At 41.7% G+C, this 12,049-nt stretch carries 9 protein-coding genes; 3 read left to right on the top strand and 6 right to left on the bottom strand.

The features are described 5' to 3' along the window. Nucleotides 1–49: 49 nt before the first annotated feature. The 5 genes from leuB to leuC form a co-directional block, all read right to left on the bottom strand. Entirely contained in the window at nucleotides 50–1,105 is a 1,056-nt protein-coding gene (leuB, locus tag D7Z94_RS10175; RefSeq protein WP_120711451.1) for a 3-isopropylmalate dehydrogenase, read from the bottom strand. A 37-nt stretch (nucleotides 1,106–1,142) separates the two neighbouring features. After that, nucleotides 1,143–1,661, bottom strand: a complete 519-nt coding sequence (locus tag D7Z94_RS10170; RefSeq protein WP_120711450.1) for a nuclear transport factor 2 family protein — start codon at nucleotides 1,659–1,661, stop codon at nucleotides 1,143–1,145. A gap of 37 nt (nucleotides 1,662–1,698) precedes the next feature. Then, nucleotides 1,699–3,216 (bottom strand): alpha-isopropylmalate synthase regulatory domain-containing protein, encoded by a 1,518-nt coding sequence (locus tag D7Z94_RS10165; protein ID WP_120712013.1) that lies wholly within the window; start codon nucleotides 3,214–3,216, stop codon nucleotides 1,699–1,701. Nucleotides 3,217–3,331: 115 nt separating this feature from the next. Beyond that, nucleotides 3,332–3,928: a 3-isopropylmalate dehydratase small subunit gene (gene leuD / locus D7Z94_RS10160; RefSeq protein WP_120711449.1), complete on the bottom strand. Its 597-nt coding sequence runs from the start codon at nucleotides 3,926–3,928 to the stop codon at nucleotides 3,332–3,334. An 88-nt stretch (nucleotides 3,929–4,016) separates the two neighbouring features. After that, nucleotides 4,017–5,435, bottom strand: coding sequence for a 3-isopropylmalate dehydratase large subunit (leuC, locus tag D7Z94_RS10155; RefSeq protein ID WP_120711448.1), 1,419 nt, complete (start codon nucleotides 5,433–5,435; stop codon nucleotides 4,017–4,019). 245 nt (nucleotides 5,436–5,680) lie between these two features. On the opposite strand from leuC, the gene D7Z94_RS10150 reads away from it, so the two are divergent. Then, complete coding sequence (locus D7Z94_RS10150; RefSeq protein WP_120711447.1) at nucleotides 5,681–6,790, top strand: DUF2911 domain-containing protein; 1,110 nt, start codon at nucleotides 5,681–5,683, stop codon at nucleotides 6,788–6,790. Nucleotides 6,791–6,850: 60 nt separating this feature from the next. Here the strand turns inward: D7Z94_RS10150 and recG are convergent, their stop codons facing one another. Next, nucleotides 6,851–8,956: an ATP-dependent DNA helicase RecG gene (gene recG / locus D7Z94_RS10145; RefSeq protein WP_120711446.1), complete on the bottom strand. Its 2,106-nt coding sequence runs from the start codon at nucleotides 8,954–8,956 to the stop codon at nucleotides 6,851–6,853. A gap of 81 nt (nucleotides 8,957–9,037) precedes the next feature. Here recG and D7Z94_RS10140 point away from each other — a divergent pair, with 81 nt between their 5' ends. Then, nucleotides 9,038–11,116, top strand: a complete 2,079-nt coding sequence (locus tag D7Z94_RS10140) for a M1 family metallopeptidase (protein WP_120711445.1) — start codon at nucleotides 9,038–9,040, stop codon at nucleotides 11,114–11,116. 1 nt (nucleotide 11,117) lies between these two features. Then, nucleotides 11,118–12,029 (top strand): patatin-like phospholipase family protein, encoded by a 912-nt coding sequence (locus D7Z94_RS10135; RefSeq protein ID WP_120711444.1) that lies wholly within the window; start codon nucleotides 11,118–11,120, stop codon nucleotides 12,027–12,029. Nucleotides 12,030–12,049 lie beyond the last annotated feature (20 nt).

Genomic DNA, 12,049 nt, shown 5'->3' with positions numbered 1-12,049 from the left:
CGAAGCATTTTAAATACTTCAGGGTCTTTTCATCTTATAATTTTTCAGGTTAAATATTCGCTGCCAACCAGTTACCGACTTCACTAGTCTTATAAGCTTTGCCGCCATCGGATAAATCCTCGGTTACAATGCCCTTGGCCAATGATTTATTGACTACATCACGAATGGCTTGGGCTTCCTGGGTCAGGTCAAAATCCTCAAAAAGCATGGCTGCTGAAAGCACTGTAGCCAACGGATTGGCAATATCTTTTCCGGCGGCTTGTGGATAGGAACCGTGGATAGGCTCATATAGGGAGACCTTGCTTCCCACTGAGGAAGAAGGCATCAAGCCCATGGAACCGGATATTACGGAAGCCTCGTCCGTTAAAATGTCACCAAAGAGATTAGCCGTAATAATTACATCGTAATCCTTAGGCCATTGTACCAAGCGCATCGCTACGGCATCTACGAACTCGTAAGAAACTTCTACCTCTGGATAATCCTTTTCCATGGTCTGTACCGTCTCCCGCCATAGTCGCGAGGCTTCCAAAACATTGGCCTTATCCACGCAGCACAGTTTTTTAGAACGCTTCATGGCCATTTCAAAACCCTTTTTGGCCAAACGTTGAATTTCAAAGCGTTGGTACGTCATGGTGTCAAAGGCGGTATCTCCGTTATCCTTTCGTCCTCGTTCCCCAAAATATACACCTCCGGTAAGCTCCCTTAATATAATCAAATCTGTTCCCTCTATTCGTTCTCGTTTCAAAGGGGATTTGTCAATCAAGGATGGAAACGTAAATGTGGGCCTAACATTGGCAAAGAGCCCTAGTTTTTGACGCATTTTCAGCAAGCCCTGTTCCGGTCGAACTTTGGCCGATGGATCATTATCAAATTTAGGATGCCCAATTGCACCGAATAAAACGGCATCCGAGTTGGCACAGATTTCATGGGTTTCGTCCGGGTAGGGCTCCCCAACGGTATCAATGGCGATTGCTCCGGTGAGCGCCGGCGTCCAATTGATTTCATGATTGTATTTCCCTGCAATGGCATCGCACACTTTTACAGCTTGATCTATTACTTCTGGGCCGATACCGTCCCCGGCCAAAAGGGCTATGTTTAATTTCATTCTTTTTATTTTATACTTTAGGTTTGGTTTAATCTATTTAGGAGTATAATTTCGAGAAAAAGGCGTCTACCTCATGCTGGTTCTCGGGAAAATTATGTACTTCCACAATTCTATTGTTTTCTATTTTCCAAAGCAGGCAGGACATTGCATTTAAATTCTTACCGGTTTCAAGGTTGCTCCAATTTTTATGGCAATCAATTACATAATTATCGTTTACGCCCATCACAATAGGTTCTGCTTTAAACGCCGCTTTGTTGAGTTTTTGAAAAAACCGTAATACTTCGTCCACACCCTTCTTCGTTCCGCTTAATGGATGCTGCCCAGGGATGTGCCATTTGATATCCGCTGCAAGTATATTTTTTATACTATCAATATCATTTTTGCCATAGGCCTCAAAGAAACTATTGATTAAAGTTAAGTTGGGATGTGATGTCGACATAAAATTGAATTTCTGGTTACCTATTTCAGCATTTAACATACCATTAATGGTATTCATTCCTAGCGCGATTCCTCCGGAGACCCATAAGGTCTTTCCTGTAAAATCACGGCGATTCATTACTGATTTGACGATTTTTTATTTAACAATAGGGCAATCAAATAATATTCAACATCTTTTCCGTAGCCTTTATGGCCGAAACGGTTTGGTCGGAATCCAATCCTCTAGTGGTAAAGTCCGTGTTGTTGTCCTGCCAGGTGATGATGGTCTCACAAAGCGCATCGGAATTACTACCAGGTGGAATACGTACCGCATAATCCACCAGTTTGGGCAATTCCAATTTTTCGGAATGGTATACTTTACGCAACGCATTCATAAAAGCATCAAATTGTCCATCTCCTTGGGCGTTTTCCTCGTAGATTTTCCCATTCAGCTCAACAGAAACCGTAGTTGAAGGCTTTAGCCCTTTGGAATGGGTAAGTACATAAGATTTAACGAAGACTTTCTGTTGAAAAGTATCACTATCCAAAACGTCGGAGATGATATAAGGCAGGTCATCTTTGGTTACTTTCTCCTTTTTATCCCCTAATTCAATAATACGGGCAGTCACTTTTTTCAGCTCCTCATCGTTTAGGGTGAGTCCCAACTCCTGCAGGTTCTTCTGGATATTCGCTTTGCCCGAGGTTTTTCCCAAAGCGTATTTTCGTTTTCGACCAAACCGTTCAGGCAATAGGCTGTTGAAGTATAAGTTGTTTTTATTGTCTCCATCTGCATGTATTCCAGCAGTTTGGGTAAAAACATTATCCCCAACAATGGGTTTATTGGCAGGTATGCCAAAACCGGTAAAAGCGGATACCAATTTACTTACCTTGAACAACGAGGATTCGTTAATGGCAATTTCTACTTCAGGTAAAAAATCGTTTATTACGGCCACGGCGCTGGCCATGGGAGCATTACCGGCCCGTTCCCCCATTCCGTTGACGGTTAGGTGAAGTCCATGACAACCAGCCTTAACGGCTTCCATGATATTGGCGACACCCAGATCATAATCGTTATGACCGTGGAAATCTACATGAAAACTAGGATAGCGCTCCAAGATTTCGGACAAGTAATCAAAGGTTTCCGTATGGGTAAGAATCCCCAATGTATCTGGAAGCAACAGTTTTTTTATGGGCTGTGTGGCCAAAAAATCGAGATACTGAAATACATATTCTTTGGAATTCCGCATACCATTGCTCCAGTCCTCCAAGTAGACATTGGTTGTTACACCTTGCTTTTGGGCTAAATCAAAAACGGCCGCGATATCGGAAAAATGCTGTTCAGGTGTCTTCTTAAGTTGGTGTGTTAAGTGGTTCAGAGATCCCTTGGTCAATAAATTTTGGACTTTTGCCCCGGCTTCTTCCATCCATTTAAGCGAAATACCGCCATCTACAAAGGTAAGTACCTCAATACGATCAAGATAGTTTTCTGAAGCAGCCCATTCCGTAATCTGTTTTACGGCCTCCAATTCTCCTTTGGATACCCGAGCAGATGCTATTTCTATACGGTCTACCTTAAGTTCGTCCAACAGTAGTTTGGCCAAAGTCAATTTCTCCGATGCTGAAAAGGATACCCCCGAGGTCTGTTCCCCATCCCTAAGGGTGGTGTCCATTATTTCCAGTTTTCTCTTCCCCATTTCTCTCGTATTTCTATCATTATAAGCGGCAGGTGGCAATCCCTGAATCTTTACAGGTTCAAAAGACGACCAAGGCTAATTGTTGTCAGCCGTCCGTTTTATAACCCCTAAGTTATTATAAAGGCCTATTTGCGGCAAATTCCTGAATCTGTTCCTTGATGTTCAACAGATAGTCAATGTCGTCAAAACCATTCAGCATATTGGCTTTTTTATAGACATTGATATCAAAACTTTCGTGTTCACCGGATTCAAGAATGGTTATGGTCTGTTCAGGGAGGTTTACCTCTATTTGAGTAGTAGGGTCGGCCTCGATAGCCAGGAATATTTTTTCCAAAAATTCAGGACTGACCTGAACCGGAAGTACCCCAATATTGAGACAGTTGTTACGAAATATATCGGCAAAAAAACTAGAGACCACACACCGAAAACCATAATCGTAAATGGCCCACGCTGCATGCTCACGAGAAGAACCTGATCCAAAATTTTTACCACCGACCAATATACGTCCGCTGTATTTTGGGTTGTTCAACACGAAATCTTTTTTTGGACTATCGTCGGAATTGTATCGCCAATCACGAAATAGGTTGTCGCCAAATCCTTTTCGCTCTGTTGCTTTAAGGAATCGCGCTGGAATTATCTGATCGGTATCCACATTCTCTATGGGAAGTGGTACGCCCGATGTTGTAAGTATATTGAATTTATCGTATGCCATTTTTTACAAGTTGTTCGTTTCTGGTTTTTGGTTAATGGTTTTAGTTGAGTATGTTAGTATTTTGACTAGTACTAGCAACCGACAACGTTTAACCGGCAAGAATTTCTTCCATCAATTCACGGGGATCGGTTACCTTGCCCGTGACGGCTGCGGCTGCCGCAACTAAAGGACTGGCCAATAATGTCCTTGCCCCGGGACCTTGTCTTCCTTCAAAATTTCTATTGGAAGTGCTGACGGCATATTTTCCTGCGGGAATCTTATCCTCGTTCATGGCCAAACAAGCGGAACAACCCGGTTCGCGCAATTCAAATCCGGCTTCATTTAAAATATCAAGGATACCTTCTTCCTTAATGGCCGTTTCCACCTTATGGGAACCAGGCACCAACCAAGCCGTAACATTATCGGCTTTCTTTCTACCTTTTATGATGGACGCAAACGCTCTAAAATCCTCGATTCTACCATTGGTACAACTTCCGAGGAAGACATAGTCTATTTTTTTACCCATCATACTATCGCCTTCACTAAAATCCATATACTGAAGTGATTTTTTATAGGTGGCCACTCCACCTTCAACTGATTCGGCATCGGGGATACCATTTGAAATTCCGATACCCATTCCAGGGTTGGTGCCATAGGTAATCATAGGTTCTATATTGGCGGCATCAAAGGTGACCTCTTTGTCAAATTCAGCGCCATCTTCTGTTGGCAAGGTTTTCCAAAAGGCCATGGCTTTATCCCAATCATCGCCTTTTGGTGCAAATTCCCTTCCTTTTACATAGTCGAATGTTTTTTCGTCAGGAGCTATCATTCCACCACGTGCTCCCATTTCAATACTAAGGTTGCAGACGGTCATACGACCTTCCATACTCATATTCCGAAATACCTCTCCGGCATATTCCACAAAATAACCTGTGGCACCGGAAGTGGTGAGCTGGGAAATAATATACAGCGCAACGTCTTTTGGCGTTACAGCCTTGCTTAGCGTTCCTTCTATGTTAATACGCATACTTTTGGGCTTGGTCTGCATAATACATTGTGTGGCCAGGACCATCTCCACTTCAGAAGTACCTATTCCAAAAGCAATGGCACCGAAAGCGCCATGGGTAGAGGTATGTGAATCTCCACAGACTATAGTTGCACCAGGTAGCGTAATACCATATTCCGGACCAACGACATGAACGATACCATTTTTTTCGTGCCCCAGTCCCCAATAGGAAATTCCATGAGCATTGGCATTTTCCTCCAAAGCTTTTAACTGATTGGCCGAAAGTGGATCTTGGACGGGTAGATGTTGATTTATAGTCGGTGTATTATGATCGGCCGTGGCAAACGTCTTTTCAGGATGCATGACTTTAATACCCCTATTTTTTATGCCCAAAAAGGCAACAGGACTGGTCACTTCGTGCACCATATGCCTATCGATAAATAAAACATCGGGACCATTTTCAATGTGTTGTACCACGTGAGAATCCCAAACTTTGTCAAATAATGTTCTTTTCGTACTCATATTTCTCCCCATTATAAGCGTACAAAACTATGAAATGGAGTGGTTTTAGGAAATTATTGCTATGGAAAATTACGATGTTCAACAACATATACATCAAACTAATTCGCAGAATTTTGAGTCGGTTGGCTTTTTGTTTAACATACTGAATTCCAATTTTAACACAATAGTAACGGTTTTGAGCTTTTGGTATAAATACCTTGTAAGATGAACTGCTCAATCAATTTTATAAATCAAAAAAAGAACTTATGAAACATTTTTACAAGAAATGCCTAATGCTTGCTTTATTAGGTTCGTTGTTTCTTATGACAGAAGCCATTGCCCAGTTAGATCTGCCTAGGGGGAGTCAAATGGCTAAAGTATCTCAACAATTAGGAATTACGGATATCTCGGTTGCTTATTCCAGACCAAGTGTAAACGACAGGGAAATTTGGGGAAGCCTAGTTCCATATGGTATGAATAACTTAGGATTTGGAACCGCCAAGGAGTCCCCATGGAGGGCCGGTGCCAATGAAAATACGATAATCAAATTCACCGATGATGTTAAAATAGAAGGTCAACCTTTGGCGGCTGGAAAATATGGTCTTCATATGGTAGTTGAAGAAGATGGAGGAGCAACCATAATTTTCTCAAAGAACCATGGCGCATGGGGCAGTTATTTTTATGAGCCTTCCGAAGATGCTCTCCGGGTAGATGTTGAAACCAAGGAAATTCCACATACCGAGCAACTTACATTTACCTTTGAAAATGTTGATGCCAATTCAGCCGTCCTGGCCCTTAACTGGGAGAAGAAACAGATTCCATTTAAAATTGAGGTGGATGTAACCGATGTAGTATTGGCCGATATCCGCCACAAGTTGCAAAATGTACAAGGGTTTAATAGACAATCTTGGGAGCAGGCCGCAAACTTTGCGTTGAACAATGATGGGGATTTGGACGAGGCACTGGGCTGGATAGATGCCGCCATTGCGGGTCAGTTCTTTAGTGAGAAGAACTACAATAACCTGAATATAAAATCACAGATTTTGACCAAACAAGGAAAAACTGCAGAAGCAGAAGCCCTCATGGATGAGGCCCTGGAAATGGCCACGGTCTTTGAGATACATGGTTATGGTAGGCAATTAATAGCCCAGGGGAAAAAGGAAAAAGCCTTGGAAGTATTTAAGATTAACGCCAAAAAGAACAAGGGAACTTGGCCGGTAGATTATGGGCTTGCTAGAGGTTATTCCGCTGTAGGTAACTATAAATCAGCACTCAAACATATTAAAGTTGCAGCAGGAAGGGCCCCTGATGCCGTAAACAAGAACGCCATTGCGGACAATATCACCAAACTCGAGAACGGGGAAGGCATCAATTAAAAAACGAATTGCATGAAAAAAGTAAAGCCCGACTTTGGTCGGGCTTTTGTTTTAAGGATACTAGCTTATATATGTCCAAATATTCTTGTGTTTTACTAATTGGTTATAGGTATGACGGACAATCAAATTGTTCGGTTGTTCTAAATTAGGGTCGTTTTTCAATGTTTGTATAGCATAATGCCGAGCGGTTTTCAAAATATCATTGTCCTTTACGATATCTGCAATTTTTAGATTAAGAATACCACTTTGTTGGGTGCCCATTAAATCCCCTGGTCCCCGAAGTTTTAAGTCCACTTCGGCAATTTCAAAACCGTCATTGGTCCGTACCATGGTCTCTAGCCTGGTTTTGGCTTCGGAAGAGAGCTTATGGCTGGTCATTAATATACAATAACTTTGATCGGCCCCACGACCCACCCTTCCCCGTAGTTGGTGCAATTGGGATAGGCCAAAACGCTCTGCACTTTCTATGATCATTACGGAGGCATTGGGTACGTTTACCCCAACTTCAATGACCGTTGTAGCTATCATGATATTCGTCTCCCCTTTAACGAAACGTTCCATTTCATAATCTTTATCGGCCGGTTTCATTTTGCCATGAACAATGGAAATTTGATAGTCGGGTAAGGGGAAGTCCCTTACGATACTTTCGTACCCGTCCATCAGATCTTTGTAATCCAAAGCTTCGGATTCCTGGATCAATGGGTATACCACATAGATTTGCCTTTCTTTTTTAATTTCGTCCTTAATAAAACGGAAAACTTTAAGTCGATTTGAATCATAACGATGAACTGTTTTTATAGGTTTTCTTCCTGGAGGCAGCTCATCAATGACCGAAATATCCAAATCACCGTACAGACTCATGGCCAAGGTTCGGGGAATAGGGGTGGCCGTCATGACCAAAATGTGTGGTGGAACCTCGTTCTTATGCCAAAGTTTACTGCGTTGGGCTACACCAAACCGATGTTGCTCGTCCACGATGGCCAGTCCTAAGTTTTTAAACTGTACCTTATCCTCCAACACTGCATGAGTGCCGATCAGAATATGCAATTCACCATTTTCCAATTGTTCATGAATTGGTGTTCTGGCAGACTTTTTTACCGATCCGGTCAACAATTCACAGGTAACCCCGGTACTTTCCAATAACTCTTTAATACCGTTGTAATGCTGCTGAGCGAGAATCTCGGTCGGGGCCATTAAACATGCTTGAAAACCATTGTCTATGGCCAGGAGCATAATCATAAGGGCAACTATTGTTTTCCCCGAACCCACATCACCTTGAAGCAGGCGGTTCATTTGGGCATTGCTCCCCAAATCCGCCCTAATTTCCTTAATCACCCGCTTTTGTGCATTGGTCAGTTCAAAAGGAAGATGGTCCCTATAAAAGGTGTTGAAGAGCTCGCCCACCTGATTAAAATTGAAGCCCTTTATTTTTTGTTTACGTAATAATTTCTTGGAAATGAGTTGTAGTTGTATGTAAAAGAGTTCCTCGAACTTTAAACGAAATTGGGCCTTGGCCAGCAATTCCTGATTTTTTGGAAAGTGGATGTTAAATAGCGATTCACTTTTTGACAGTAATTGTAGTTCAAAAAGGATTTTGTCAGAAAGTGTTTCCGAAAACTGGCCATTACTTTCCAAAAACAATTGCTGCATCATTTTATTGATGACCCGGTTGGTAATGCCTTTATTGGAAAGTTTTTCCGTGGATGGATAAACAGGTTGCATTGCTATTTTAAGGCCCTTTTCATGATCGGCCAACAATTCCATATCGGGATGCGGCATGGAGAATTTCCCGTTGTACCAATTACATCTTCCAAAAACCACGTAGGGGGTATTGAGTTTTAGATTTTCCCGAATCCATTTTTGTCCCCTAAACCATACGAGCTCCATGTCACCGGTTTCGTCAATAAAAGTAGCTACCAGACGTTTCCCTCTTTTTTGCTCTACGGTTTTGATGTGGATGATTTTACCAATAACCTGAACATCTGCATTGCTGCGCTGTAAATGGGTAATTTTATAATACTGGGTCCTATCGATATATCGATTTGGAAATAGGTTGATGAGATCTTGATAGGTGGCAATGCCCAGCTCCGATTGTAGTGTTTCCGCCCGATTGGGACCAACACCTTTGAGGTACGTAATGGGAGTCTGTAGCATATTGGTGTTCATAGGACTAAAATAGGACAAGCGTTCCTCAACTCCAATAAACTAAAATGCTAAATTTGGTTCAAGTTTTGTAGTACAGCACTTATGAAGCAACTTATTACGGTTCTTTTTCTTTTTCAAAGCGTATTTGTATTGACCCAGCGTCAGGATAAGGTAAACTTCATTCATGGCGAAGCCCAAATAGTGCCTTTTGCAAGGGAGGGACGTTTAGAAGGCTCGGTGATATATAAATTTGAGGTATTTCAAGATGTGGATTCCGTTTTTTTGGATGCCAGGAATATGGAATTTACATCGGTACGTTTGAACGATAGAATAGTCAAGTATTCCAATTCGGGAAACACAGTTTCCTTAAAGAAAAAATTGAAAGGAGGGAAGTCTTACAAACTGAAACTTGATTACACGGCCGGGCCCAAACAAACCGTCTATTTTATGAATTGGAACGATGACAATCCAAACAATGATCAAATATGGACACAAGGTCAGGGAAAATATACTAGTTATTGGCTTCCCAGTTTTGATGATATGACGGAAAAGGTGGAGTTTGACCTGAACATCACTTTTGATAAGAATTATGAAATTATTGCCAATGGGAAGTTGGTTGCAATTCAAGAAAAGAATTCCTTAAAAACATGGTCTTTTGACATGAAAGACCCTATGAGCAGCTATCTTTTGGCTTTTGCCATCGGGATATATGAAAAGCAGCAATTGACATCTGCAAATGGTACACCTATAAAAAACTATTTTTATCCAAAGGATAGTGAACGTGTTGAACCTACCTATCGATATACTAAGGAAATCTTTGATTTTCTGGAGGAGGAAATCGGGGTTGCGTATCCTTGGCAGAATTACAAACAAGTTCCTGTCCACGACTTTCTGTATGCAGGAATGGAGAATACGGGCTGCACGATTTTTTCAGATGCCTATGTCATTGATTCGGTCGCATTTATGGACAAGAATTATGTAAATGTAAATGCCCATGAATTGGCCCATCAATGGTTTGGAAATCTGGTTACGGAAAAAAGTGGAAGTCACCATTGGTTACATGAAGGCTTCGCTACCTATTATGCCTATTTGACCGAAAAGGAGCTTTTTGGAGAGGAGCATTTTTATTGGAAGTTGTTCGAAACTTTAACGGCACTTCAAAATTCAATTGAAAAGGGGCAGGGGCAGAGCCTTTTGGACCCAAGGGCAAGTAGTCTAACGTTTTACGAAAAAGGGGCCTGGGCCATTTTTATGCTACGGGATCGGATAGGGGATGTGGCCTTTAAAAAGGGAATCCAGTCCTATTTGGAGAAATATGCTTTTGCGAATGTAACGGTGCCCAGTTTCATTCAAGAAATGGAAAAATCAAGTGGTGCAGACTTGTCCCACTACGTAAAAGTGTGGCTGGAAGATACTGCACTTCCTTTCAAAGTAGCACAAGAGAAATTGGCCGAAAAATCAGAACCCCTAAAATCATTATTTGCCCTACAGGCAGCGCTGAAAAGCCAAGAAAGCGATGATATAGACTATACATCCTATTGGAACGGTACAAATTCTATACAATTAAAGAAATATATGATCCAAAATTTTCTCCGGACAATGCCGGAGGAAATCATTGACCGTGTCTTGGATTCCAATACGCTGGAACTGCGGCAGGCTTTGGCATTAAGCATCCAAGATGCCAAGGACTATCCCAAGGAGAAGTTTGAGACCCTTTTAAATGACAATAGCTATGTTACACTGGAGAATACCCTCTTCAAGTTATGGATGGCCTATCCGGAAGAAAGAAATAGTTATTTAGAAAAGACAAAGGAAACCATAGGCTTTCCAAATAAGAACGTCCGCCTCATGTGGTTGACCCTGGCCATTTTAACGGAAGGCTATGAAGGAAGAAATACCAAATTGTATTTTGATGAGTTGAGTGGTTATACAGCACCGGAATATTCTTTTGAAGTACGTCAAGGTGCTTTTCAATATCTAAATGAAGCCTTTGGTTTTAAGGACAGTAATCTACTGGATTTGGCTGAGGCAACCACACATCATTCATGGCAGTTCAAAAAATTCTCCAGAAATTTAATGGTGGAATTATTAAAGGATCAAGTTTATAAAGAGCGTATTATGTCCCTTTTGGGAAAACTAAAGCCGGAGGAACGGCGTTATATAGAAAGCAAAGTAAAGTAAGATGCGGGCAATGGTGATTTCTGGAGGAGGTAGCAAGGGCGCTTTTGGTGGTGGTGTGGCCCAATACCTGATGCGGGAATTGGGGCACGATTATGATTTGTTTCTTGGGACTTCAACGGGCAGCCTGCTTATCTCTCATTTGGCCCTTCAAAAAATCGACAAGATCAAGGAAGTATACACTTCGGTAAATCAGGATAGTATCTTTAGCAATTGCCCTTTCCTGATTCAAAATAAACATGGGGTCGATAACATCGCCATCAATCACTGGAATGTGTTCAAAAACTTTTATAACGGCAGTAAAACTTTTGGGGAAAGTCATAACCTATTGGAATTGATTAAGAATACCCTTACGGTTGAAGAGTTTGAGAATTTGAAAAATGGCCCTAAGAACATTGTTGTTACGGTTTCCAACCTGTCCTTGAACCAAGTGGAGTATAAAAGCATCAATGATTACAGTTATGATGATTTCTGTGAATGGATCTGGATCTCCTGCAACTATACCCCTTTTATGAGCTTGGTACGCAAAGATGGATGCGAATATGCGGATGGAGGCCTGGGCAATATGGTGCCCATTGAGGAGGCCATCAAAAGGGGGGCAACAGAAATAGATGCTATAATTCTACAGACCGAGGTTACCCATTTCAATCGATTGCCGTCCAGGAACGCATTCGCCCTTTTAACCAATATGTTCGCCTTTATGTTGGATAGGATAGAGCGGCAGAACATCCGTATCGGAAAATTTGTTGCCAATCATAATGACGCCATTATTAACTTCTACTTTACACCAACGGTATTGACTACCAATTCCCTGATTTTTAACAAGGAGAAAATGACCAATTGGTGGGAGAGTGGCTTTAACTATGCAAAGCACAAGAACATAGAACTGAATCAGATCGAACCCGAGTTGGAGTAAAAACTATCGGCTTATTTCAA

Source organism: Ulvibacterium marinum, assembly GCF_003626755.1.
Lineage (GTDB): Bacteria > Bacteroidota > Bacteroidia > Flavobacteriales > Flavobacteriaceae > Ulvibacterium > Ulvibacterium marinum.
Note: the sequence above shows the minus strand (reverse complement) of the source record. Positions and strands in the feature narration are given on the sequence as shown.